General features: G+C 64.5%; 23 protein-coding genes. 14 read left to right on the top strand and 9 right to left on the bottom strand.

The genetic code is table 11. From position 1 onward, the window contains the following. On the top strand, positions 1 to 949 hold a 949-nt coding region (locus DCO45_RS10325; protein WP_133248130.1), incomplete at its 5' end, for a ferritin-like domain-containing protein. On the opposite strand, the gene gluQRS is transcribed toward DCO45_RS10325, so the two are convergent. The 3 genes from gluQRS to DCO45_RS10310 all read right to left on the bottom strand — a co-directional run bounded on the left by gluQRS (position 942) and on the right by DCO45_RS10310 (position 4193). After that, entirely contained in the window at positions 942 to 1916 is a 975-nt protein-coding gene (gene gluQRS / locus DCO45_RS10320; RefSeq protein WP_116925747.1) for a tRNA glutamyl-Q(34) synthetase GluQRS, read from the bottom strand. The two genes, DCO45_RS10325 and gluQRS, sit on opposite strands and share 8 nt — an antisense overlap. Positions 1917 to 2032: 116 nt before the next feature. Beyond that, positions 2033 to 3148 (bottom strand): FAD-dependent oxidoreductase, encoded by a 1116-nt coding sequence (locus DCO45_RS10315; RefSeq protein WP_116925746.1) that lies wholly within the window; start codon positions 3146 to 3148, stop codon positions 2033 to 2035. Between the two features lie 112 nt (positions 3149 to 3260). Next, positions 3261 to 4193 carry a LysR family transcriptional regulator gene (locus DCO45_RS10310; protein WP_116925781.1) on the bottom strand — a complete coding sequence of 311 codons (933 nt, stop codon included), beginning with the start codon at positions 4191 to 4193 and terminating at the stop codon, positions 3261 to 3263. 268 nt (positions 4194 to 4461) lie between these two features. Here DCO45_RS10310 and DCO45_RS10305 point away from each other — a divergent pair, with 268 nt between their 5' ends. After that, complete coding sequence (locus DCO45_RS10305) at positions 4462 to 5163, top strand: pirin family protein (RefSeq protein ID WP_116925745.1); 702 nt, start codon at positions 4462 to 4464, stop codon at positions 5161 to 5163. Between the two features lie 83 nt (positions 5164 to 5246). Beyond that, positions 5247 to 5657, top strand: a complete 411-nt coding sequence (locus DCO45_RS10300) for a DoxX family protein (RefSeq protein WP_116925744.1) — start codon at positions 5247 to 5249, stop codon at positions 5655 to 5657. Between the two features lie 34 nt (positions 5658 to 5691). Here the strand turns inward: DCO45_RS10300 and DCO45_RS10295 are convergent, their stop codons facing one another. Next, positions 5692 to 6441, bottom strand: coding sequence for a sulfurtransferase (locus DCO45_RS10295; RefSeq protein WP_116925780.1), 750 nt, complete (start codon positions 6439 to 6441; stop codon positions 5692 to 5694). A gap of 126 nt (positions 6442 to 6567) precedes the next feature. After that, positions 6568 to 8262 carry a SulP family inorganic anion transporter gene (locus DCO45_RS10290; protein WP_116925743.1) on the bottom strand — a complete coding sequence of 565 codons (1695 nt, stop codon included), beginning with the start codon at positions 8260 to 8262 and terminating at the stop codon, positions 6568 to 6570. Between the two features lie 257 nt (positions 8263 to 8519). On the opposite strand from DCO45_RS10290, the gene DCO45_RS10285 reads away from it, so the two are divergent. From DCO45_RS10285 to DCO45_RS10275, 3 genes are all read left to right on the top strand, one after another. Beyond that, positions 8520 to 8957, top strand: coding sequence for a BON domain-containing protein (locus DCO45_RS10285; protein WP_116925742.1), 438 nt, complete (start codon positions 8520 to 8522; stop codon positions 8955 to 8957). Positions 8958 to 9142: 185 nt separating this feature from the next. Next, positions 9143 to 10156 (top strand): LD-carboxypeptidase, encoded by a 1014-nt coding sequence (locus DCO45_RS10280; protein ID WP_116925779.1) that lies wholly within the window; start codon positions 9143 to 9145, stop codon positions 10154 to 10156. 236 nt (positions 10157 to 10392) lie between these two features. Then, positions 10393 to 11298, top strand: coding sequence for an adenylate/guanylate cyclase domain-containing protein (locus DCO45_RS10275; RefSeq protein WP_021026052.1), 906 nt, complete (start codon positions 10393 to 10395; stop codon positions 11296 to 11298). A gap of 44 nt (positions 11299 to 11342) precedes the next feature. Here the strand turns inward: DCO45_RS10275 and DCO45_RS10270 are convergent, their stop codons facing one another. From DCO45_RS10270 to moaA, 3 genes are all read right to left on the bottom strand, one after another. Further along, a complete protein-coding gene (locus tag DCO45_RS10270) occupies positions 11343 to 11672 on the bottom strand; it encodes a thioredoxin family protein (protein WP_116925741.1) in 330 nt (109 codons plus the stop codon). 73 nt (positions 11673 to 11745) lie between these two features. Further along, positions 11746 to 12399, bottom strand: a complete 654-nt coding sequence (mobA, locus tag DCO45_RS10265; RefSeq protein ID WP_116925740.1) for a molybdenum cofactor guanylyltransferase MobA — start codon at positions 12397 to 12399, stop codon at positions 11746 to 11748. Positions 12400 to 12465: 66 nt separating this feature from the next. Beyond that, positions 12466 to 13608 (bottom strand): GTP 3',8-cyclase MoaA, encoded by a 1143-nt coding sequence (gene moaA / locus DCO45_RS10260; protein WP_116925739.1) that lies wholly within the window; start codon positions 13606 to 13608, stop codon positions 12466 to 12468. Positions 13609 to 13756: 148 nt separating this feature from the next. Between moaA and DCO45_RS10255 the strand changes: the two genes are divergently transcribed. Beyond that, a complete protein-coding gene (locus DCO45_RS10255; protein ID WP_116925738.1) occupies positions 13757 to 15049 on the top strand; it encodes a TIGR03862 family flavoprotein in 1293 nt (430 codons plus the stop codon). 165 nt (positions 15050 to 15214) lie between these two features. On the opposite strand, the gene DCO45_RS10250 is transcribed toward DCO45_RS10255, so the two are convergent. Next, complete coding sequence (locus tag DCO45_RS10250) at positions 15215 to 15850, bottom strand: GntR family transcriptional regulator (protein ID WP_116925737.1); 636 nt, start codon at positions 15848 to 15850, stop codon at positions 15215 to 15217. Positions 15851 to 15981: 131 nt separating this feature from the next. Here DCO45_RS10250 and scpA point away from each other — a divergent pair, with 131 nt between their 5' ends. From scpA to DCO45_RS10215, 7 genes are all read left to right on the top strand, one after another. After that, the gene (gene scpA / locus DCO45_RS10245; RefSeq protein WP_116925736.1) at positions 15982 to 18156 is read left to right on the top strand and encodes a methylmalonyl-CoA mutase; all 2175 of its coding nucleotides are present in this window, start codon (positions 15982 to 15984) and stop codon (positions 18154 to 18156) included. A gap of 6 nt (positions 18157 to 18162) precedes the next feature. Further along, positions 18163 to 18387 carry a hypothetical protein gene (locus DCO45_RS10240; protein ID WP_116925735.1) on the top strand — a complete coding sequence of 75 codons (225 nt, stop codon included), beginning with the start codon at positions 18163 to 18165 and terminating at the stop codon, positions 18385 to 18387. Beyond that, positions 18384 to 18836, top strand: a complete 453-nt coding sequence (locus DCO45_RS10235; protein ID WP_116925734.1) for a GNAT family N-acetyltransferase — start codon at positions 18384 to 18386, stop codon at positions 18834 to 18836. The genes DCO45_RS10240 and DCO45_RS10235 overlap by 4 nt, the downstream gene beginning before the upstream one ends. Before the next feature lie 91 nt (positions 18837 to 18927). Then, the gene (gene meaB / locus DCO45_RS10230) at positions 18928 to 19965 is read left to right on the top strand and encodes a methylmalonyl Co-A mutase-associated GTPase MeaB (RefSeq protein WP_116925733.1); all 1038 of its coding nucleotides are present in this window, start codon (positions 18928 to 18930) and stop codon (positions 19963 to 19965) included. Positions 19966 to 20025: 60 nt separating this feature from the next. Then, entirely contained in the window at positions 20026 to 21558 is a 1533-nt protein-coding gene (locus DCO45_RS10225) for an acyl-CoA carboxylase subunit beta (RefSeq protein ID WP_116925732.1), read from the top strand. Positions 21559 to 21573: 15 nt separating this feature from the next. Continuing rightward, the gene (locus DCO45_RS10220; RefSeq protein ID WP_116925731.1) at positions 21574 to 22764 is read left to right on the top strand and encodes a hypothetical protein; all 1191 of its coding nucleotides are present in this window, start codon (positions 21574 to 21576) and stop codon (positions 22762 to 22764) included. A 50-nt stretch (positions 22765 to 22814) separates the two neighbouring features. Continuing rightward, positions 22815 to 24863: an acetyl/propionyl/methylcrotonyl-CoA carboxylase subunit alpha gene (locus DCO45_RS10215; protein ID WP_116925730.1), complete on the top strand. Its 2049-nt coding sequence runs from the start codon at positions 22815 to 22817 to the stop codon at positions 24861 to 24863. Positions 24864 to 24941 lie beyond the last annotated feature (78 nt).

Raw genomic sequence — 24941 nt, 5'->3', positions numbered from 1 at the left:
GGCCGGCCACAGCGATGCCAGCCAACCCGGCGCGGTGGCCGCACAGGCCGACCCTGCCTGGGGCCTGGCGGCGCGCGGTGCCGCGGTCGAGGCGGGCGCGCCGGCCTTTGCCTTTCGCCTGCAGGACAAGGCCGAGTTCTGGTCCGACCAGGCCGGGGACCTGTACGCGCAGGCGGTGGCTGCGCAATGGAATGCCGACACCGACATCGACTGGGACCAGGCACCTGAGCCACCTGCGGTGATCGAGGACGCCATCGTGCAGGTGATGACCTATATGGTCGAGAACGAGAATGCGGCGCTGATTGTGCCGGCGCGCTTTCTGGGTGAGCTGCACCCGCACTACCGCGAGCTGCAGGCGGCGCTGGCGATCCAGGTGGCCGATGAGGCGCGCCATATCGATGTGTTTACCCGCCGCATTCGCCACCACGGGCGGGAGCCGGCACTATCCACCGCAGGCGGCCAGGCCTCGCTGCACAGCCTGCTTGCGGAAAAGGATTTTTCGGTCGCGGGCTTTTTGCTCTCGGTGCTGGGCGAGGGCAGCTTTGTCAACCTGCTGCAGTTCTTGCAGACCTATGCGCCCGATCCATTGACGCGCCAGATCTGCCGCCTGGCCGCCCGCGATGAGGCGCGCCATGTGGCGCTGGGCATGTCGCACCTGCTGCACCGTTTGAAGCAGGAGCCCGATTTTCGCCACCGGCTGGCCCAGGCGGTGGAGGCGCGCCATGACGCGCTGGCTGGCACATCGGGCCTGAACGAAGAGGTGTTTGATGCGTTGATTCTCGTGGGCGCGGGCGCCATGTCGGCCGATGCGCTGGCGCTGGGCAGCCAGCGCGTGCAGCAGCTGATGCAGGACATGGCCGATGGCCGCTACACCAAGCTGGTGCGGCTGGGCTTTGAGCGTGGCCATGCGCAGGAGCTGGCCTCCTTGCACACGCGCAACTTCATGTAGCGGCCAGGTGGCGGCGTGCCCATTGCGCCGTCCAGTCGGCCAGCGCATCGGGGATGGAGCTAGCCTCGCCCGCCTCCAGCCCCAGGTGCTGGGCGGACTGGCGCAGCACGGCGATGCGCTGCTCGGCACTGTCGACCACGACGGCTGGCGCGCCGTATTGCTTGGAGAGCTTTTCGCCATCGGCCTGCAGCACCAAGGGCGTGTGCATATAGCGGGGCGCTGGCAGGCCCAGCGCGCGCTGCAGCAGCAGCTGGCGCGGGGTGTTGTCGGCCAGGTCGGCGCCGCGCACCACATCGCTGATGCCTTGCGCGGCGTCATCGACCACCACAGCCAGTTGGTAGGCCCAGAGGCCATCGGCGCGCTGGACCAGAAAATCACCCACGCTGGCGGCCACGTCCTGCTGCAGGGGGCCCAGCCAGCGGTCTTGCCACAGCAGCTGCTGGTCGCTGTGCAGCACCGGGTGATCGGCTGTCGGCAACTGGCCGTCTTCGGCCGCCAGCGCGCTGGCATGCTGCTGGTAGTGCAGGGTATGGAAGCGCCAGCTGCGACCGGTCTTGCCATGCAGGCCATCGCGGCAGGTGCCCGGGTAGGGGCGCTCGCCATGGCGCTCGTGCACATGGCCTTGCGCGGCGAGCGCGGCGTCCATATCGCGGCGCGTGCAGGCGCAGGGGTAGGCCCAGCCAGCGGCCTGCAGCTGCGCCAGGGCCTGGGCATAGAGGCCATGGCGAGCTGACTGCCACTGCGGGGGCGCATCGGGGATCAGCTGCAGCGCATGGAGCTGGCGCAGGATTTCCTGGTCCATGCCTGGCGGGCAGCGCGGTGGGTCGATATCTTCGATACGCAGCAACCAGGGGCCGCCATGGGGGCGGGCATCGAGCCAGGATGCCAGGGCCGCCACCAGCGAGCCCGCATGCAGCGGGCCGGTGGGCGAGGGGGCAAAACGGCCGGTATAAACGCGAGAGCTCATGGGAGAGCAAGTGTAATGCCGCAGGCAAGCGGGCAAAAGCATGGCTGCCCGGCGCTCCATGGGCTCAAGAAGTTGAAAAGGAAAAGCGCCCGGCAGGCCTGCCGGGCGCGCCGCGCTTATTCGCCGAGCACGGCCAGCGCGAGTTCCAGGCCGGAGACAAAGGCATCTTCCACGCGGTAGCCCAGGCACCAGTCACCGCACAGGCCGATGGCACTCTTGGCATTCCACAGGTGGCTGCGGGCCTGGCCCTTGGCATCCTTGGGCAGCGGGTTGATGGTCTTGGCGTAGCCCCATTGCACCACGCGGATATCGCTGGGGGTGGCGCGGATGCGGGTCAGCTCGGAGAAGGCCTGCAGCATCTTGGCGGCGACGCGCTGGGGCTCGTCGTTCTCATGCTTGCGCGCCCAGTCGGGGCTGGCCTGCACGGTCCAGCGCTCGACCTTGCCGCGACCGGGCTTGGACGACTCGCGAGAGAGCCAGGTGATACGGGGGTGTTCGGTGCGGGCGGCATTCCACTGCGGGCCCATATTGGTGATGCTCGGGTCCACTGCGTGGGCAAAGGTCAGCAGCAAGGTCCAGCTCGGGGCGATATAGACATCGGACAGCTGCCAATCAGCGGGCACGTCGGTTTCGCTGTCGGCCAGCAGCTCCTGGGCTTCGGGCGAGGGGATGGCCAGCACCACGCCATCGAGGCCCGCATAGACATGCACGCCGCCGTCCACATCTTCGGTGCGCAGTTGCCACTGGCTGGGGTTGAGGGCATCGCGCTCAAAGGCCAGCGCGTATTCGTTGAGGCGCACATCGAGCGGCGCGGCCCAGGAGGCGAGCAGGCTGTCCATCGTGGGCACGCCCACCAGATGGGCTTCCATGCCGCGCTGCGTGGTCACAGCGACCTTGCCGGTGGCATCCAAGGTGCGGATGGCGTTGACGCTCCAGTGGCGGGTGACGCTGGGTGTGCTGTCCAGCGCCAACTGAAAGCGCGGGTCGCGCACCGTGAAGAACTGGGCGCCCACATCAAAGCTGCCATGCGCGCTGTGGCGGCTGGCCATGCGGCCGCCCACCTGGGGTTGTGCTTCGATCACGGTGACCTGGTGGCCCGCTTGCTGCAAGGTGCGCGCGCAGACCACGCCAGCCATGCCGGCGCCAATCACCGCATAGTGCTTGCGGCTGGCCAGAACAATGTTGGAAGAGGAGGCTGATCGTTTGGGTTTGGGGGGAATGCGAGAAGACATGAAAGACTTTCTGTACTGTTTCGGCAAACGATAAGGCGTCATGGATGGCTGCGGGTGCAGCGGCATCTGAAGAGCCACTCTACACGGTGTGCAGGCCCATTTTGCTCAGGATTTATCCCACATAGTGATTGCTCAGTAAAGAAGTGCGTGTGGCCTCGGACTGCAGCTGGTCCAGCCACCACTGCAAGGCCTTGCCCGGGTTGGTGCCGCGCCAGGCGTAGCGCAGCTTGATCTTGCGGGGCGGCCGCATCAATTCGCGCTCCACCAACTGGCCGCTGCGCAGATAGGGCATGGTCATGTTGTCGGGCAAAAAGCCGCCACCAATCCCGCGCAGCTGCGCCTGGAGCTTGGCCTGCATGGTGTCCACCGTGAGCACATCCTGACCGTTGATCACGCCAATGGTCTGGCCTTGGCCGCTGCGCGAGGAATCGGCCACGGCGATGATGCGGTGCTGGCGCAGCACCTCGTCGCTGATGGGTTGCATCTCGTCGGCCAGGCGGTGGTGGGGCGCGACGACATAGCGGAAGGTGATCTCGCCCAGGTCCAGCTGCTGCAGGCCTGCGACGTGGGAGGCATCGACGGCAATGCCAATGGCCAGGTCGGCGCGGCCCGAGCTGAGCGCTTCCAGCGTGCCGGCCAGGATGGAGTCGGTGATCTTGAGCCGCGTGGGCGGTGCAATGGTGTAGAAGGCCTCGACCAGCTCCAGCAAGGTGGTGCGCGAGACCACGCCATCGACGGCAATGCGCAGCTCAGGCTCCCAGCCGGTCGCCACGCGGCGCACCCGGTTGGCCACCGCATCGACTTCGGCCAGCAGGCGTGCGCCTTCGCGCAGCAGCTCCTGACCCGCTTCGGTGGGTCTCGCCTGGCGCGCACTGCGGTCAAACAGCAGCACATCCAGCGCATCTTCGACCTGGCGGATGCGGTAGGTCAGGGCGCTGGGCACCAGACCCAGCTGGCGCGCCGCAGCGGCAAAGCTGCCGGTGTCGGCCACCAGCTGCAGCAGGGCCAGGGTATCGGGGGTGAGGACATCGCGATCACGCAACAAGGCCATTTTGACGGTTCTTTCCTACATGCGGCATCGGGCAGATCGGTAAATCTTCGCTGCTGAGACCGGTTGGGTTCAGGCCTGAGAAGGTATTTGCGATCTCTACGCGGCGCGAGAAGATCGTTGATACGCTCTTGTATAAGACCATCAGATTTTTTGAATGATGCCATCAAAACCGTTGCCCCGCAGGCAGAAGCTACGGTTTTACAGTCATGGACATGGTGTTGAACAGCGCAATGTGCGCCGTTTGCCAGACAGGAGATCAAAAATGTTGATGGTTCGTAAATCTGCTGATCGTGGCCATGCCGACCATGGCTGGCTGCGCTCCAACCACAGTTTCTCGTTTGCCGGCTACTACGACCCCCGCTTCATGGGCTGGGGCAATCTGCGTGTGATCAATGAGGACCGCGTGGCCCCGGGCAAGGGCTTTGGTACCCATGGCCACCGCGACATGGAAATCATCAGCTACGTGCTGGAGGGCAATTTGGCGCACAAGGACAGCATGGGCCATATCGAAGGCCTGCCACCGGGCGATGTGCAGCGCATGAGCGCGGGCACCGGCGTGCAGCACAGCGAGTTCAACCATGCCAGCGGTCAGGAGACGCATTTTCTGCAGATCTGGATTGAGCCCGATCGCAAGGGCGTTGCGCCCAGCTATGCGCAAAAGACGTTTTCGGACGCGGACAAGCGCGGCCAGCTGCGCCTGGTGGTGTCGCCCGATGGGGCGCAAGGCTCACTGACGATGAATGCCGATGCGCGCATGTATGCCGGTTTGTTCGATGGCGATGAGGAGGCGAGCCTGCGCCTGTCGCCCGGACGCAAGTCCTATGTCTATGTGGTGCGGGGCGAGGTGTCGGTCAACGACCAGGCGCTGCACACCGGTGATGCGGCCTATCTGGACCAGGAGACATCGCTGCGATTGGCGCAAGCGCGCGATGCCGAAGTGCTGGTGTTTGACCTGGCGGCTTGATGTTCACGGGGCGCCGCCCTTGAGGACAGCGCCCCGTGTGGGGTAGGTGTGAGTAGTGGTGGTGTTATTTCAAGGAGAAAAATATGAACGCATTGCAAAATCCTTTGGCTCTGTTGGGCCGCATTCTGATTGCCTGGTTCTTTGTCATTCCGGGCTGGGGCAAGTTGACCGGCTTTGCCGGGGCCGTGGGTTACGCCCAGTCGGCGGGCATGCCGATGCCCGAGGTGGGGGTGGCCGTGGGACTGGCCATTGAGATCCTGGGCGGCCTGGCCCTTCTGCTGGGCCTGGGCACGCGCTATGCCGCCGCCATTTTGGCCATCTTTACCTTGGCCGCGACGGTGATTTTCCATGCCTACTGGTCGGTTCCCGCCGAGGCCGTGATGGTCACCAAGCTGCTGTTCAACAAGAACATCGCCATCGTGGGCGGGCTGCTGGCCTTCGCTGCCTTTGGGGCCGGTGCCTGGAGCCTGGACGCCAAGCGCCGCGCTGCCTGAGAGGTGGCGAGACGGGGCCTGAGCGCTTGGCCGCTCAGGACTCGGTCTTGAGCGCCGTCTTGCGCAGGCCATCATCGACGGCGCGGCGCTCGTCAAACACAAAGCAGCTGCCCTGGTAGCCGCTGCCATCGGTTTCTTCAAAGTACTTGAGGATCCCGCCTTCGAGCTGGTAGACATGCGTTAGGCCTTCTTCCTGCATCAGGATGGCGGCCTTTTCACAGCGGATGCCGCCGGTGCAGTAGCTCACCACGGTCTTGCCTTCCAAGTCCTGGCGGTGCGCGCGCAACTGCGCGGGGAACTCGGTGAACTTGCGCAGGCGCCAGTCGATCGCGCCGACAAAAGCGCCTTCATCGACCTCATAGTCATTGCGCGTGTCCAGCGTCACCACCGGGCGGCCCTGGTCATCATGGCCTTGCTGCAGCCAGCGCTGCAGGTCGCGGGGGCTGACCGAAGGCGCCCGGCCGTTGGCAGGGCGTATCGCCGTGTGGTCCATGCGGATGATCTCGGGCTTGACCTTGACCAGCATCTTGCGAAACGGCACCGTCTGCGACCAGCTTTCCTTGGGCTGCACATCGGCAAAACGCGGGTCCCCGCGCAGCGCATCCACCCAGGCATGCACGGCCTCAGCGGGCCCGGCCAGAAAGAAATTGATGCCTTCCTCGGCCAGCAGCACGGTACCCTTGAGCGCCAGATCGGCCGCGCGCTGGGCCAGCAGCTCGCGCTGCGCCTCACAGTCGGTCAGGCTGACAAACTTGTAGCAGGAGATGTTGAGAATCGAAGGCACGGTGGTTATCTGGCAAAGCGTCGGGTGGGAGAGCGCGGCCTGCGGCGCAGCGCAGCGCATCGCGGGCGGCTATTGTAGCCAGGGCCGCGCTGGTCCCCGGACACCCGCAGTGCCGGACCGAGGTCGCTAGATGGAATACTCGATGCCGTCATCGCTGTGCGCGCGGCGCATCGCCTGCAGAAACTCGGCATCGGTGCGGTACATGCGCAGATGCGGGTTGTCCTGCAAGAGGCCGGCGCGTTTGAGGCGGGCTTCAACGGGCAGCTTCATGCCAACGATGTGCAGCATGCCGCCGCGCTTGGCAGCCATGCGCTCGAGCCGCACAAAGGCTTCGACGCCGGTGATGTCGATCTGGTTCATCGGCTGGGCCAACAGGGCGAGCTGCCGGTAGTGCGTGTGCTGGGTCCAGACATTGGCGGCGCGCTCCTCCAGCGCGGCAGCCGATGCAAAGTCCAGCTCCGAATCCATGCGCAGGGCCAGCAGATCCGGGGCCAAGGGGGGCAGTTGCCACAGATGGCGGTCGCGCAGGCTGCCATCGGGGTGCAGGCCTACCTCAACAATGCGCGGGTGCAGGCGGTTGTAGAGAAAGTAGCAGGAGCTGAGCAAAATGCCCGACAGCACGCCCCAGTAGATGCGTGGCGCCGTCAGCAAGGTGACGCCAAAGGTGGCCACTGCAATGCTGCCTTCGATGCGTGAGATCTTGAACAGGTAGACCAGGACGCGGGGCTTGACGAGGTTGGCGACAGCCGTCATCACGATGGCAGCGAGCGCGGCCTGCGGCACATGGTAGAGCGCCGGGATGAACCACAGCACGACGGCCACGACCAGCAAGATGGAAAAGACATTGGCGTAGCCCGTCTTGGCGCCGGCCAGCAGATTGACGGCCGAGCGCGAGAACGAGGCACTGGTGGCAAAGCTGCCAAACAGGCCGGCACTCATCTTGGACAGGCCTTGCGCGACCAGCTCCTGGCTGCTGTCCCAGCGCGTGCCCGCCTGTTGGTGCTCGACCTGGGCGCTGGAGGCGGTCTCCAGCGCACTGACCAGCGAGATCACCAGCACCGGCATGACGAGCAGGCCAAACTGCGACCAGTCCAGCATGCCCGGCCAGACCAGCTGCGGCAGGCCCGTGGGCAAGTGGCCGACCACGGCGCCGCCCTTGTCGGCAAAGTCGGTGGCCCAACTGATAAGCCCGGTGCAGCCGATGACAAAAACAGCAGACGGAAAGGCGGGGCGCCACTTTTTGCCCACCACCAGGATGGCGATGCTCGCCAGCCCCAGCAGGATGGAGCGCCAGTCGAAAAGGCCCAGCGAGGGGTTGTCCCAGACCGTGGCCCAGTCGCTGCGCATGCCCAGCAAACTAGGCAGCTGCGAGGCCAGAATGAGCAGCGCAGCGGCCTGCGTGAAGCCGGCCAGCACGGGCGAGGTCACCAGGTTCAGCAGCCAGCCGGCGCGCACCAGGCCCAAGCTCAGCTGGACCAGGCCGGCCATGATGGCCATCCACGCTGCCAGAATGACCCACTGGGCCGAGCCGGGCTCGGCCATGCCGGTGAGCGAGGCGCCAATGAGCAAGGCGCTCAGCGCCGTGGGCCCGACGCCCAGCCGAGGCGAGGGGCTAAAGAGGATGGCCACGGCTGCGGGAATGATCGAGGCATAGATGCCGGTGATCAGCGGCATGCCAGCCAGATGCGCATAAGCCACGCCCTGGGGCACCAGCATCAGCCCTACCGTCATCCCCGCCATGAATTCACCGCGCAAGAGTTGTTTGGTCGGCTTGGGCCAGCGCAGGAAGGGGAAAATGCGGTAAATCAGGGAGGGCTGCATGGCAGCATTGTCGCCGCATCGACGCGCACTTGCAGCCAGGCGCTTGCGCAACGGTGACTGCAGCCGCAGCGCCCAGCCCCGCCCGTGAAGAACTGCCAAGGCCGCGTGTCTTTCCGGTTTAGCTTGCTGCCGCTTGTCGCAAAGCCTTGGCAGGCGGCCTGGCTGCCGTCACAATGGATGGCACGGCCAGTGCCATGTTGGCCGGGTCTTGCCCTTTCCTGTGCCTGCCTTTGTGTCTGCTTTTGCGCCCGCTTCCCATGCACTTGATCCGTCGCTCCTCCACTGCCAAATCGATTGCTGTCTGGGCCTTGGTGCTCGCGGCCCTGGGCGCCGGCTCTGTCGTCCTCTGGCAAGGCGGGGCCTTGCAGCAGGCCTGGCGCTGGAGCCAGGGGCTGGGGCAGACACTCGATGCCTCGGGCCAGCGGGCCAGCGAGGCGGTGGAGCGCGCAGCGCAGGCCAACCGCCGACGCGCCGACGATGATGCGATCACCTCGCAGGTGAGCGATGCGCTGGCCGCCTCGCAAAGCGATGAGCTCGCTGCGCTGCAGGTGGAGACCTCGCACGCGATGGTCACCTTGCGCGGCACGGTGTCATCCAGGCCCTTGTTGGACCGGGCGGTGGCGCTGGCCAACGGTGCCATTGGCGTACAGGGCGTGTTCAGCCTGATCCAGGTGCGCCCGCAGGCGCTGGGTTGAGTGGCACGGTGGGTCCGCAGCCCCTCTCTGACCCATGGCCTTAGTCCCCTTGTGACCGGCCGCCAACCCGCTTGGCCGCATAATGCCGCCCAACACCGAAGGTGCCGGTTTTGCGCGCAGAACCGGGCACCGCTCCTCTTATTGGGCGGCCCCGTGCCTGCCTTTCTCTACCTTTGTTTGCCGCCATGCACCAGCACGACCACTCCCATGACCACGACCAGGGTCACTGCGACCACGCGCATTGCCAGCACCACCATGCCCACGGCCCCAAGCATATTTATGTGTATTCACCCTCGGGCGCTGTGCGCGATAAAAAGGCATTCCAACGTGCAGTGAAGCGCCTGGAGGCCATGGGCCACCAGGTCGAGGTGGACCAGGATGCGCTCGCATCCAGCACCCGCTTTGCCGGTGACGACGACACGCGCCTGGCGGCCATTGCCCGGGCCTGCGAGAGCGGCGCCGATGTGGCGATGATCAGCCGGGGCGGCTATGGGCTCTCGCGCCTGTTGCACCGCCTGGACTATGAACAGATCGCCAAGGCCGTGGCTTCGGGTACGCGCTTTGTCGGCCTGAGCGATTTCACGGCGTTCCAGCTGGCGCTGTATGCCAAGACCCGTGCCATGACCTGGGCCGGCCCGGCGCTGGTGGGTGATTTTGGTGCAAAAGATGGTGTCGACGACATCATGCAGGACTGCTTTGAAGACCTGCTGAGCGGCGCGGGCGAGGGCGCCGGCTGGCGGCTGACGGCTGAAAAAACCGGCACGGTGACCGGCGCCTCGGCCTCGGCCGATGTCTACATCCCCAAGGCCACGCTGTGGGGCGGCAACCTGGCGATGATCGCGTCGCTGGTAGGCTCGCCTTACCTGCCCAAGGTCAAAGGTGGCGTGCTGTTCATCGAGGATGTGGGCGAGACACCCTACAAGATCGAGCGCATGCTGACGACCCTGCTGCACGCCGGCGTGCTGGCCCAGCAAAAGGCCGTGGTGTTTGGCCAGTTCAGCGACTACCAGTTGAACGCGCATGACAAGGGCTTCAAGCTGGCCAGTGTCGTGCAGTGGCTGCGCACGCAGATCGAGGCCCCTGTCTTTACCAACCTGCCTTTTGGCCATGTGCCCACCAAGGTGCTGCTACCGGTGGGCGCCCAGGTATCGCTGAGCGTCGAAGGCCGTGACGCACTGATTTATTGGGGCCATCAATAACGCAAAGCGTGGGCTGGGCCTGGGTGCCCAGCCATCTACCATGCGCTTTGGACTGGGGCTTGTGACAAGCCAGGGTAGACCCCTGGCTGTTGGAATCTAAACAATTCGTAAGTTCGACGACGGGGCCAGACTGGCCGCGGGCGCCGGTTTGCAGTGTAATATGCATGGTCGCTATTGATACATAGGCTGGCGTTGCTCCTGGGGAGGAGGCAGCCCCTGCCGTAACAAGAAAATCCATGACAACTGTCGCCACCGTGGTATTCATCGATATCTCGGGCAGTACCGCATTGTTCGAAACCTTGGGCAATGAGCGTGCTGCGCGAGCAGTCGCGGGCATGACGGACGCTTTCAAGCAAGTCGTCGTGCAAGCGGGGGGGCGGGTGATCAAGACCCTGGGTGATGGTGTGCTGGCCATCTTCAACAGCAGTGCCTTGGCCGTGAGCGCTATGACCATGCTGATGCGCCGCCACTACGGGCAGTGGGACTCCCTGCCTGCATCGCAAAAATTCCATGTACGTGTGGGCATGAGCACCGGTGAAGTGGTGCTGATGGAGGGCGACTGCTATGGCGACTCGGTCAACATGGCCGCGCGCCTGTGTGAAAAGGCCGGTCACCGCGAGGTCTGGGCCGCCGCCTCGACGATGGAGTCCGGCGCCCGCGCCGATACTGTGTTTGTGCCGATGGGCTGGATGGATGTGCGCGGCAAGGCCGAGCAGCAAATGCTCTACCAGGTGCAGTGGATCGAGCCCGAAGCCCAGGAGGTCGTGACCGCGTACGACTCTGTCCTGCCGATGAAGCCCGAGGCCGTGGTGCAGATGCGGCTGCGGCTGGCATCGGGTGGGGTGGAGCGTTTTTTCAGCACCCAGGAGATGCCGATTTTTGTCGGCCGCTCATCGGATTCGGAATGGGTGGTGCTGGACCGGCGCGTCTCCCGCCAGCATGGCCGCATCGACTGGCGCAGCGGCAATGTGATCTACACCGATCTGAGCCGCTATGGCACCTGGGTGAGCTTTGGTGCCAACCCCGCCACTGCCGTGCGCCGCGAATCGGTGCAATTGCATGGCGTGGGTGTGATGTACTTTGGCGTGTCGCCCGAAGACCCCACGGCGCCCAGCACGGCGTTTTCGGTCACACCGGTCTAGGCACGCATGGCAGGCTCGGCATGTATGCGCCGAGCCCCTTCAATTTATGGCGTTTGCAGCGCTGCCAGTGCCGTGTTGATGCTGGCCGCATCGGTCGGGCGCACCACGCGGGCCACTTCCTGGCCATCGCGCAGCACCACCAAGGTGGGCCAGAGCTTGATGCGGTAGCTGCGGCCCAAGGGGCGGCCGGGGCCATCTTCCACTTTCAGATGCTTAATATCGGCGCGCGGGCCCAGCACCTGCTCGATCAGGCCTTGCGCGCCCAGGCAATGCGGGCACCAGGGCGTGCCAAATTCCAGGACGGTCAAGCCGGGCTGGGTGTCGATGTCGGAGCGCTGGGGCTCCTGGCTGAGGTGCTGTGCCGAGTAGGTCAAAAGGCGGCTCCAAATGTGCGGTGGTCGTGTGGACCGTTATAGCACCGGCCCGGCGTTGATTCGTCAGCACCAGTCACTTGTGCGGCGCTGGCATGTCCTGCAGCCGGGCCAATTCTTCAGGCGTATTGGCGTTGTAGAACGCCTGGGCATCGCCAAAAAGCACCAGGCAGTTTCCGTGTTGCGCCGCCCACTGCCGCAGCTTGCGCCCGCCGCCGGCGACAAATTGCCGAACACTGGCTGCCAGGCTGGCATGGATCAGGCAAAACGTGGGTTGCAGTACCGGGCGGTCGCTGCCAGTCTCTTCAGATGGTGTACAGGCCATCGCGATGGGGCAGCCCTGGGCGGCCGCAGCTTGCGCCAGTCGCTGCGCCAGGTCCAGCGGAAAATGCGGCGTGTCGCAGGCCACCGTCACCAGCCACGGCGTCTGGCAAGCTGCCAGGCCGGCGGCGAAGCCTGCCAATGGGCCCGGGAAAGCTTCGGTGTCTGGCAGGCTGAGGTCTGGCACCACTGGGTAGCCCAGCGCGCGGTAGGCCTCCAAGTGCCTGTTGGCATTGATCAGCAGTGGCCCCACCTGGGGCTGCAGCCGCTGGGCGCAGTGCCTGGCCAGCGCCTGGCCACCGAGCAGCTGCAGGCCTTTGTCAGCACCCCCCATGCGCGTGCCCTGGCCGCCTGCCAACACCAGGCCGGTGATGTGTTCGGGCGGGATGGTTGGTGCGCAAGAGGACATGGTGCAACGGAGCAGGGGGTTGAGGCCATCGGGCAGATGCGCCCATCACAGGAGGGCCGGGCCGAATCAGCCGCCGATATAACTCATCTCCACCCGCTGGCGTTGCAGGGCGATCTCGGGATGCAGGCTGCGCTGCTCGCTGTAGTTGTCGCTGCGCTGGCCCCAGACCTGGGCAAGGGCCTGGCGAATATCGCTATCGCTGGCGCCGTTGCGCAGCATGGCACGCAAGTCCCAGCCCTCGCTGGCAAACAGGCACAAGAACAGCTTGCCCTCGGTCGAGAGGCGCGCGCGGTTGCAGTCCTGGCAAAAGGCGTGGGTGACACTGCTGATCAGGCCAATTTCGCCGAGGCTGGGGTCATGCTGGCCGTTGGCGCCGACATAGCCCCAGCGCACGGCAGTCTCGCCAGGCGCAGTCGCTGACAGCGGGGTGAGTGCAAAGGCGGACTGCAGGCGCTCCAGCACGGCGTCCGAGGGCAGTACCTCTTCGAGCCGCCAGCCGTTGGTGGCGCCCACATCCATGAATTCGATAAAGCGCAGGGTCACGCCGCTGCCGCGAAAGTGGCGCGCCATCGCGACGACCTCGTGGTCATTGACGCCGCGCTTGACGACCATGTTGACCTTGATGTTGCCAAAGCCCACCGCCTGCGCGGTCTCAATGCCTTGCAGCACCGTGGCGACCGGGAAGTCCATGTCGTTCATCTGGCGGAACAGCGGGTCGCTCAGGCTGTCGAGGCTGACCGTCAAGCGCTTGAGCCCGGCGTCTTTGAGGGCGCGCGCCTTGCGTGCCAGAATGGAGCCATTGGTCGTCAAGGTCAGGTCCATTGGCGTGCCGTTGAGCGTCTCGAGCTGGGCCAGTTGGGCGATCAGGGTTTCCAGGTTCTTGCGCAGCAGCGGCTCGCCACCGGTGATGCGCAGCTTGCCGACGCCCAGCTGCGCAAACAGGCGCGCTGTGCGGGTGATTTCCTCAAAGCTGAGCAAATCGCGGTGCGGCAGGTACTGGTGGTCCTTGTCGAACACGTCCTTGGGCATGCAGTAGCTGCAGCGGAAGTTGCAGCGGTCCGTCACGCTGATGCGCAGATCCCGCAGTGGCCGATGGCGCCGGTCATGTACAGCGCCGATGTTGGGCTGCGCAGTGCCGGCCGGTGCGGGCATGGCTAGGCCTGCATCGTGCAGACGCAGGTCCACCAGGGAAATGACAGGACGATCCATTACTCCATAGTACTAGAGAGCGCCCGACGATGCGGCCTTGCGGGTATGCGCTGCATCAGCCCTTCGTGAAAAGTACCAATCCTTGTCCACCAGGGGCTGGACTTGGTGTATGGTTCGCCCCCTTGTTCTCTTTTGCGTTGCTTTTGCCATGACCTTGCCCAGCCACTCCTCTTCTTCGCCCGCCCCTATAGATGTGGCGGTCATTGGCGGCGGCCCGGCGGGCCTGATGGCGGCGCACCGCCTGGCGCAGGCCGGTTTGCAGGTGACGGTCTATGACGCGATGCCTTCGGTAGGGCGCAAGTTTTTGCTCGCCGGGCGCGGCGGCCTCAACCTGACCCACTCCGAGCCCATGGCGCCGTTCGTCGGGCGTTACGGCCGCCAGCAGGCTGTCGTCGCCTCCTGGCTGCAGTATTTTGGTGCGGCGGAAGTGCAGGCCTGGGCCCAGGATCTGGGCATCGAGACCTTTGTTGGCACCTCGGGCCGGGTGTTTCCCAAGGACATGAAGGCCGCACCCTTGCTGCGCGCCTGGCTGGTGGCTATGCGGGCCGCTGGCGTGCGTTTTGCGATGCGCCACCGCTGGCTGGGCTGGGACGCGGCAGGCGCATTGCGCTTTGCTGCCCCCGATGGCGAGACTGCCGTGCAAGCGCGCGCCACGGTGTTGGCGCTGGGCGGCGGCAGCTGGGCGCGGCTTGGCTCGGACGGCGCCTGGGTGCCGCTGCTTGAGCAGGCAGGGGTGCAAACTGCCCCGCTTGCACCGGCCAACTGCGGCTTTGATGTGCGCATGCTGCCGGCCGCCAATGGCGAGAAGGCACCCGGCTGGTCGCCGTTTTTTGCCAGCAAGTTTGCCGGCCAGCCTTTCAAATCGGTGGCCATTCGCTTTGAGGACGGCAGCGAGGCGGGTTTTGCACGCCGTGGCGAGTTTGTCGCCACCGATGCTGGCGTTGAAGGCAGCCTGGTCTATGCCGTGTCTGCGCTGCTGCGCGACGCGATCCAGGCCCAGGGCAGCGCCACCTTCTTGGTTGATCTGCTGCCTGACCACAGCGCCGAGCGCGTGCTGGCCGAAGTGCGCCACCCGCGCGGCTCGCGCAGCCTGGCCAGCCACCTCAAGAGCCGGCTGGGCTTGGAGGGCATCAAGGCTGCCTTGCTGTTTGAAGTGCTGGGCAAGGCGGGGATGCAGGATGCCGAGCTGCTGGCCCGCACCATCAAGGCAGCGCCGATCACCGTGGCCGCTACGCGCCCCATCGATGAGGCGATCAGCACTGCCGGTGGCGTGGCCTTTACCGCGCTGTCGCATGACCTGATGTGTCATGCCCGGCCAGGGCTGTTTTGCGCGGGGGAAATGCTGGACTGGGAAGCGCCGACGGGCGGCTATTTGCTGACGGCGGCCTTGTCGAGCGGCGTGCGGGCAGCGCAGGGCGCTGCGCATTTTCTCAAGGGCTGAGGCAGCCAGAGCAGCGCTGCGTCAAGGCTAGGAGTCGCTAGGACGACCCCGCAAACCGAAGGTTTGCGGTTGAGACGAGGCATCAAGCCGCAGACAGTACAGACGTACGACAAGGCTTGAGGCGGCCAGCTAGGCAACGACGTATCAAGGGTTGTGTTAACGGCGCTAAGACGCCGCTGCCAGGCCGTTCTTGAAGTGCAGCATGACGCAGGCGCGTGCAGCGCTGCTGTCGTGTGCGGCCAGCGCCCGCATCAGCGCGCGGTGCTCCTGCAGCGATTCCTCGATGCGGCCGGATTTGAACAGGGAGTTGTGGCGGTTGAGCTTCATCACCTTGCGCAGGTCGGCCACCATCTGGCTGAGCCATTTGTTGTCCAGCATCTCCAGCACGCGCATGTGAAAGCGCTCATTGGCAATAAAAAAGGCATCGCGCTCATCGACAGCGGCTTCCAGCGCCTCATGCAGGCCTTGTAGCTCGGCAATCTGTTCGGCGCTGGCGCAGCGGGCCAGCTCGGCGGAGGCATCGCTCTCGAGCAAGGCCAGCAGGTGGTAGACCTGGAGCAGGTCTTTTTGCGACACCTCAGTCACATAGGCGCCACGGCGCAGCTTCATCGTGACCAGGCCCTCGGTGGCCAGCACCTTCAAGGCCTCGCGCAAAGGCGTGCGGCTGATGCCTATTTCTTCGGCAATCTTCAACTCATCGATCCAGCTGCCAGGCGGGAGTTGGTGCGCAAAAATGCGTTGCCGCAGTAGCTCGGCAACGTCCTGGTACAGCGCGCGCGGCGCAAAAGTGGGAAGGCTCATCGGTGGCGCCATTGTACAGAAGGCGACTGAAATTCAAAATTCTGCATTCATAATTATGAATAATGTACACTTGCCTGGCGGCCGTGGGTAGGCCAATATGCACTGTTTATAACGTATCCCGAGCTTGAGACATGACTGATTCCGCGAAGCACAACACTGCATCCGAGTTTCCCAAGGCCGACCGCGCCGCCTGGGACAAGGCCGCCAGCAAATCCGCCCCCGGTGGCGATGTCGGCAGCCTCGATTGGCTGACGCCCGATGGAATCACGGTCAAGCCGCTCTACACTGCTGCCGATACCGCCGACCTGCCTTTTGCTGATACCTTGCCGGGTTTTGCGCCGTACCTGCGCGGCCCGCAGGCCACGATGTACGCAGTGCGGCCCTGGACCATTCGCCAGTACGCCGGCTTTTCGACCGCCGAAGAATCCAATGCCTTCTACCGCAAGGCGCTGGCCGCGGGCGGCCAAGGTGTGTCGGTCGCATTTGACCTGGCCACGCACCGGGGCTATGACAGTGACCACCCGCGCGTGACCGGCGACGTCGGCAAGGCCGGGGTGGCGATCGACTCGGTCGAAGACATGAAGATCCTCTTCAACAGCATTCCGTTGGACAAGGTCTCGGTCTCGATGACGATGAATGGCGCGGTGCTGCCGGTGCTGGCCGGCTATGTGGTAGCTGCCGAAGAGCAGGGCGTGGCGCAGGACCAGCTCTCGGGCACGATCCAGAACGACATTCTCAAAGAGTTCATGGTGCGCAACACCTACATCTACCCGCCCAAGCCGAGCATGCGCATCATCGGCGACATCATCGAGTACACGAGCCAGAACATGCCCAAGTTCAACTCGATCTCGATCAGCGGCTACCACATGCAGGAAGCCGGCGCCAACCAGGCGCTGGAGCTGGCCTTCACCCTGGCCGACGGCAAGGAATATGTGAAAACCGCCATCGCCAAGGGCATGGATGTGGATGCGTTTGCCGGGCGCCTGTCCTTTTTCTGGGCGGTAGGTATGAACTTCTACCTGGAAATCGCCAAGATGCGCGCCGCCCGCCTGCTGTGGTGCCGCATCATGACCGGCTTTGAAGCCAAGAACCCCAAGAGCCTGATGCTGCGCACCCACAGCCAGACCAGCGGCTGGAGCCTGACCGAGCAGGACCCCTACAACAATGTGGTGCGCACCACCATCGAGGCGATGGCCGCCGTGTTTGGTGGCACGCAATCGCTGCACACTAATGCGCTTGACGAAGCGATCGCACTGCCCACCGAGTTCAGTGCCCGCATTGCGCGCAACACCCAGCTCATCATCCAGGAAGAGACCCACATCACCAATGTGATCGACCCCTGGGCCGGCAGCTACATGATGGAAAAGCTGACCCAGGACATGGCGGACGCGGCCTGGAAGATCATCGAAGAGGTCGACGCGATGGGCGGCATGACCCAGGCGGTGGACAGCGGCTGGGCCAAGCTCAAGATCGAGGCGGCGGCGGCCGAGAAGCAGGCCCGCATCGACTCGGGCAAGGAAGTGATTGTCGGGGTCAACAAGTACAAGCTGGCCAAGGAAGACCCGGTTGACATCCTTGAGGTGGACAACGTCAAGGTGCGCGACAGCCAGATTGCGCGCCTGAACCAGATCAAGGCTACGCGCGATGCCGCTGCCGTGGGCAAGGCCCTGCAGGCGCTCAGCGCCGCTGCCGAGTCGGGCGAGGGCAACCTGCTGGACCTGGCCATCCAGGCGGTGCGGCTGCGTGCCACCGTCGGTGAAGTCTCTGACGCGCTGGAGAAGTCCTTTGGCCGCCACCGCGCCGATACGCAAAAGGTGACCGGTGTCTACGCCGCCGCCTATGACTCGGCCGAAGGTTGGGACAAGCTCAAGGACGAGATCGCAGCCTTTGCCGAAGCCCAGGGCCGCCGCCCGCGCGTGATGATTGCCAAGCTCGGCCAGGACGGGCATGACCGGGGCGCCAAGGTGGTGGCGACCGCCTTTGCCGACCTGGGCTATGACGTGGACATGGGCCCACTCTTTCAGACGCCCGAGGAATGCGCCCGTCAGGCGATTGAGAACGATGTGCATGCCGTCGGTGTCTCGACTCTGGCCGCCGGCCACAAGACCCTCGTGCCCGCGATCATCGAAGAGCTCAAGAAGCAGGGCGCGGACGACATCATTGTGTTTGTGGGCGGCGTGATCCCGGCGCAGGATTACGACTACCTCTACAACGCAGGCGTCAAAGGCGTGTACGGCCCGGGCACCCCGATCCCGGCCAGCGCCAAGGATGTGCTCGAGCAGATCAAGAAAGCGGTTGCTGTCTAAATCGGTATGGGCAAGGGCAACCAAGCGCCTTTCTGGCAAGACTATGTGAAGGCTCTTGTCATGATGTTCATCGAGCCTGCCCTTGGCATTCTGTATCTATACATGTTGTACCGGGTGCTCACTTTGCCTGCTTGGGGCCAGGTTGTCGTCGGGCTGGGCGTGTGGGTTGCACTGGGTTATGGTGGCTACTGGCTACACCAAAAGACGAAGAAAGGCTTGGAGAAAGCATGAATCTCTCCTTCGCCCCGGTTGCCGAAAGTGATTTTGAAGCGCTGTTTGCGCTGCGCGTGGCCGCGATGCGCCCGAGCCTGGAGCGGCTGGGCATCTTTAACTTGGACCATGCGCGCAAGCGGTTTCAAGGCCAGTTTGCGCCGCAGTACATGCGGCATATCTGTGTGGACGAGGGCGCAGGCCCGCAGCACGCCGGGCTGCTGACGGTAGTGCCCCATGAAGATGGCCGGCTGAAATTGCAGCACCTCTATCTGCTGCCGGCCTGGCATAACCGCCGCATTGGCGACTGGGCCATGCAGCAGGTGCAAGCCCAAGCGCGGCAGGAGGGCCGGGCGGTGTGGCTGGAGGTGTTGAACCACAGCGACGCGATCCGGTTTTACGAGCGCCATGGCTTTGTGCACACGGGCGGCGATCCGATTGACCTGTTGTACCAGTGGACCCCGGCATAGAGGTAGTGGATATGGTGTTGGCGATACAAATGATGGCGGCAGGCGCCCCTGTGGCAGGGGCGCTGCGGCAGTGTTTTGACAGGGCGGCGGCATGAATACCGATGTTGCCGAGCGCGTTGCCGCCATTACGCAACGGAGCAACCCGGCGCTGCAGCGGCGCGCGATGGCCAAGGCCATCACCTTGCTGGAGTCGACCCGCGCCGACCACCGCGCGCTGGGCGATGCACTGCTGACGGCGCTGTTGCCGCATACTGGCAAGTCTTTTCGCCTGGGCATCAGCGGTGTGCCCGGCGTGGGCAAATCGACCTTTATTGAAACCCTGGGGCTGTATTTGATCGGCAAGGGCTTGCGCGTGGCCGTGCTGGCGATTGACCCGTCGTCGACGGTGTCAGGCGGCTCCATCCTGGGCGACAAGACGCGCATGGAGCAGCTGTCGATGCGCAGCGAAGCTTATATCCGGCCCAGCCCGTCGAGCGGCACGCTGGGCGGCGTGGCCGAGAAAACGCGCGAGGCGGTGCTGGTCTGCGAGGCAGCGGGCTACGACGTGGTGATGGTCGAGACCGTCGGTGTCGGCCAAAGCGAGATAGCGGTGCATGGCATGACCGACATGTTCTGCGTGCTGCAGCTGCCCAATGCCGGCGATGACCTGCAGGCCATCAAAAAAGGCGTGATGGAGCTCGCCGACCTGGTGGTCATCAACAAGGCCGACATCGACCCGAATGCCGCCACCCGTGCGCAGGCACAGATCACCTCCAGCCTGCGCCTGCTGGGCATGCATGGCGGCCATGACCATGCGGCGCGCGGCGCGCTCTGGCAGCCCCGGGTGATACAGATCAGCGCGCTGCTGGGCGATGGCGTTGAGGCGTTCTGGGACGCGGTCAGCAGCTACCGCCAGATGCAGACCCGCAATGGCTGCCTGGCACAGCGGCGCGAGAAGCAGTCGCTCGCCTGGATGTGGGAGCGCATTGACCATGGGCTCAAGCTGGCGTTTCGCAGCCACCCTACCGTGCGCGATATGCTGCCTGCTGTGCAGCAGCAAGTGGCGTCAGGCCAGTTGGCGGCGTCGACAGCGGCCAGAAACCTGCTGCAGGCGCAAAGCAGTGCAGCGATGATTCACAAAGCGGATTGAGCCGGGCAGCAAGCCCCGATCAAGACAGAGAGACAACCTAGCAAGCTTCAAGGATGGAACATGCAAGATATCTTGGAACAACTGGAGAAAAAGCGTGAACTCGCCCGCCTGGGCGGCGGGCAAAAGCGCATCGATGCGCAGCACAAAAAGGGCAAGCTCACGGCGCGTGAGCGCATCGAGCTGCTGCTTGACGACGGCACCTTCGAAGAGTGGGACATGTTTGTCGAGCACCGCTGCACCGACTTTGGCATGGAAGAGACCAAGATCCCGGGCGACGGCGTGGTCACCGGCTACGGCATGATCAATGGCCGCCTGGTCTTTGTCTTCAGCCAGGATTTCACCGTGTTCGGTGGCGCGCTGTCCGAGACCCATGCCGAGAAGATCTGCAAGGTGATGGACCAGGCGATGAAGGTGGGCGCGCCGGTCATCGGCCTCAACGATTCGGGCGGCGCCCGGATCCAGGAAGGCGTGGCGTCGCTGGGCGGCTACGCCGATGTGTTCCAGAAGAATGTGCTGGCCTCGGGCGTGGTGCCGCAGATCTCGATGATCATGGGCCCTTGCGCCGGTGGCGCGGTCTACTCGCCGGCGATGACCGACTTCATCTTCATGGTCAAGGATTCGAGCTACATGTTCGTCACCGGCCCCGAAGTGGTCAAAACGGTGACCCATGAGCAGGTCACCGCAGAAGAGCTGGGCGGCGCCGTCACCCACACCAGCAAGAGCGGTGTGGCCGACATGGCCTTTGACAACGATGTCGAGGCGCTGATGATGCTGCGCCGCCTCTACAACTACCTGCCGCTCAACAACCGCGAAAAGGCGCCGGTTCGTGCCACCACCGACCCGGTCAGCCGCGCCGATATGTCGCTCGACACCCTGGTGCCCGAGAACCCGAACAAGCCCTATGACATGAAGGAGCTGATCATCAAAACCGTGGATGACGGCGATTTCTTTGAGCTGCAGCCCGAGTACGCGAAGAACATCCTGATCGGCTTTGCCCGCATGGCCGGCCAAACGGTGGGCATTGTGGCCAACCAGCCACTGGTGCTGGCCGGTTGCCTGGATATCAAGAGCTCCATCAAGGCCGCGCGCTTTGTGCGCTTTTGCGATGCTTTCAACATCCCCGTGGTCACCTTTGTCGATGTGCCCGGCTTCATGCCCGGCACCAGCCAGGAGTTCGGCGGCATCATCAAGCACGGCGCCAAGCTGCTCTACGCGTACGCGGAGTGCACGGTGCCCAAAATCACCGTCATCACGCGAAAGGCCTATGGCGGTGCCTATGACGTGATGGCTTCCAAGCACCTGCGCGGCGATGTGAACCTGGCTTGGCCGCAGGCGGAAATCGCGGTGATGGGCGCCAAGGGCGCCGTCGAGATCATCTTCCGCGAAGACAAGAACGACCCGGATAAGCTCTCCAAGCGCGAGGCCGAATACAAGACCCGTTTTGCCAACCCCTTTGTCGCAGGCGCCCGGGGCTTTATCGACGATGTGATCCTGCCGCACGAGACGCGCAAGCGCATCTGCCGCAGCCTGGAGATGCTCAAGAACAAGCAGCTTGAGAACCCCTGGCGCAAGCACGGCAATATTCCGCTCTAAGCACTGCAGGCCCGGATGCGTTCCACCCCCGCCAACTCCCGCATGGCCGCAACGCGGCTGGCGCAGCGCTGGCTGGCTCAGCGCCTGCTGTGCGCAGCCGTGCTCGGCGCGGGTGTGGCTGCGGGCGCGCAAACCCAGCCGGGCATGCCGGCAGCGCCGGGCAGCAGCTGCGTCGCCCGCAGCGGCGCGCCACTGGCCCAGTCCTGGCAATACGTGTTCTCGTACCAGGGTGGCTGTGAAAACGGCCTGGCCCAAGGTGAGGGCCGGGCGCAGTGGCTGCCGCGCAGCGATACGGGCGCGGCGCCGATTGTCTGGCAGGGCCGCTTTGACCGGGGCATTTTCCTCAGCCGACCGGCCATGCGCGCTGCCAGGCCCTTGGCCGATAGCCAGGTGCTGCTCGATCTGGGCCCCTTGGCGGACAGCGAAGGCAAGGGCGGGCGCCTGTGGGTGCAGGCGGCATTGGACGGCAACACGCCAGCCGATGCCTGCGCGCCGATGGCGCTGCATGTGCTGGTCGATATCCATTCACCGCTGGGCTCCGAGCAGGTGGCGCGGCAATGGCTGCAGGCGGCCTTGCAGCATTGGCAGCGTGCCTGCCCTGCTGCGGCGCAGAGCCTGGTGCGGCTGATGCTCTACCAGGGCTTTGAGCTGGCGGCAGACGCCGATGGCCATTTGCCCGCGCCGGTGGTGCGGGCCACGGCCTCGCTGCAGGGGCGCGAGCTGCTGTTTCAGCAGTACAGCAACAATGCAGCGGCCCAGCAGCAGCACAATGCCGGCCAGCCCGAGCAGCGCCGCGAGTACAGCGCCAATGCCCAGCGTCTGCAGGCGATGGTGCGCCAGTACCAGGCCCGGCGTGTGGTGGACCTGCCGACCTTGGACAAAAACCTGGCGGGCTTGCGCGGACAGGTGGTGCTGGTGGGCGTGCGGCCCGAGCGCATCCTCTCGCGCCGGCTGGCAACGGTGCGCACCGCGCACCGCGAAGGCTGGGACAGCACGGCAGCCGTGGTCGAAGGCCATGAGATCGCCCGCTGGGGCAAGGACAGCCGCCTGCTGGCGGTGAAAGTGCAGGGGCGCTCGACCGATGTGCGCACCCAGGACCAGGTGATGCTGCAATTGCTCGGCAGTGTGCGCTGCAGCGAGATCGATTGCGAAGACTATTTGCTCATGCCCGGCGGGCAATGGGCGCATGACAAGGCGCTGCCGTAAGCACGGCAGCATGGTGGCCAACCGAGAGATTCAACCAAGAGACGACAACCATGTTCAGCAAAATCCTGATTGCCAATCGCGGCGAGATTGCATGCCGCGTGATCGCTACGGCCCGAACCATGGGCATCCAGACCGTTGCGGTCTACTCCGATGCGGACAAGGAAGCGCGCCATGTGAAGCTGGCCGATGAGGCCGTGCATATCGGTGCGGCCCCCAGCCGCGAGTCCTACCTGCTGGCCGACCGCATCATCGATGCAGCGCGCAAGACCGGCGCGCAGGCCATCCATCCGGGCTACGGCTTCTTGTCCGAGAACGAAGCCTTTGCCAAGCGCTGCGAGGACGAGGGCATCGCCTTCATCGGCCCCAAGGCGCATTCGATTGCTGCGATGGGCGACAAGATCGCCTCCAAGAAACTGGCGAACGAGGCCAAGGTCAACACCATCCCCGGCTACAACGATGCCATCGAGAACGCGGAAAAAGCCGTTGGCATTGCGCAGGGCATTGGCTACCCGGTGATGATCAAGGCATCGGCGGGCGGCGGCGGCAAGGGCCTGCGCGTGGCCTACAACGACAAGGAGGCGCTGGAGGGCTTTACCGCCTGCCAGAACGAGGCGCGCAACAGCTTTGGCGATGACCGGATCTTTATCGAAAAGTTCGTGCAGGAGCCGCGCCATATCGAGATCCAGATTCTGGGCGACAGCCACGGCAATGTGGTCTACCTCAATGAGCGCGAATGCTCGATCCAGCGCCGCCACCAGAAGGTGATCGAAGAGGCGCCATCGCCCTTCATCAGCGATGCCACCCGCAAGGCGATGGGCGAGCAGGCCGTGGCCCTGGCCAAGGCCGTGCAGTACCAGAGCGCTGGCACGGTGGAGTTTGTCGTCGGCAAGGACCAGGACTTCTACTTTCTGGAAATGAACACCCGCCTGCAGGTCGAGCACCCGGTGACCGAGTGCATCACCGGCCTTGATCTGGTCGAGCAGATGATCCGTGTGGCCGCGGGCGAGCAGCTCTCATTCAGCCAGGCCGATGTCAAGCGCGATGGCTGGGCGATCGAATGCCGCATCAATGCCGAAGACCCGTTCCGCAACTTCCTGCCATCGACCGGCCGTCTGGTGCGCTTTGAGCCGCCCAAGCAGACCATGTGGCAGGCCGATACCGCCCATTTGCAAGGCGTGCGTGTGGACACCGGCGTGTACGAGGGCGGCGAGATCCCCATGTACTATGACTCGATGATTGCCAAGCTGATCGTGCATGGCAAGGACCGCAACGAGGCGATTGCCAAGATGCGCGAGGCGCTCAACGGCTTTGCGATCCGGGGCATCAGCTCGAACATTCCTTTCCAGGCGGCGCTGCTGGCCCATCCCCAATTTGTCTCGGGCCAGTTCAACACCGGCTTTATTGCCGAGCACTATGGCCAGGGCTTCCATGCCGAAGATGTGCCGCACGAGGACACCGATTTTCTGGTGGCGCTGGCGATGTTCCGCAACCGCCGCTACCGCGCGCGCGCATCCACCATCAGCGGCCAGATGCTGGGCCACCAGGTGCGCGTGGGCCACAGCTATACTGCGGTGGTGCTGGGTGCCGAAGGCGAGCACAGCTTTGTCTCGGCGGAGGTGACCGATTTTGACGACGAGGCCCGCGTCTGCAAGGTCAGCATTGGCGACAAGACCTACCAGTTCAGCAGTGAAGCGGTGCTGCGCGATGTCGTCACCCACGGCACTTGCAACGGCCAGCCCTTCACCGCACAGATCGAGCGCGGCACGGCCAAGAACCCGCTGGCCTTGCGGGTGATCCACAATGGCACGCAGCGTGACATCCTGGTGCTGTCGCAGCGCGGCGCCGAGCTCTACCAGCTGATGCCCTACAAGGCACCGCCTGATCTGTCCAAGTTCCTGCTCTCGCCGATGCCCGGCCTGCTGGTCGATGTGGCGGTGCAGCCCGGTCAGAAAGTGCAGGCGGGCGAGAAGCTGGCGGTCATCGAAGCGATGAAGATGGAAAACATCCTGTTTGCCACGCAAGACGGTGTGGTGAGCAAGGTGAGCGCCGCGAAGGGTAATTCGCTTGCGGTGGACGATATCATTCTGGAATTTGAATGATCTGAGTGCTTGGCCACGACGCAGACCCGCTGCCCCGCAGCGGGTTTTTTTGTGATGGCTTGGGTGCGACTAGAGGAA

Origin of the sequence: Comamonas sp. JNW (genome assembly GCF_003105075.1) — a bacterium.
Lineage (GTDB): Bacteria > Pseudomonadota > Gammaproteobacteria > Burkholderiales > Burkholderiaceae_C > Comamonas > Comamonas squillarum.
This window is presented reverse-complemented; position numbering and strand designations above follow the sequence as displayed.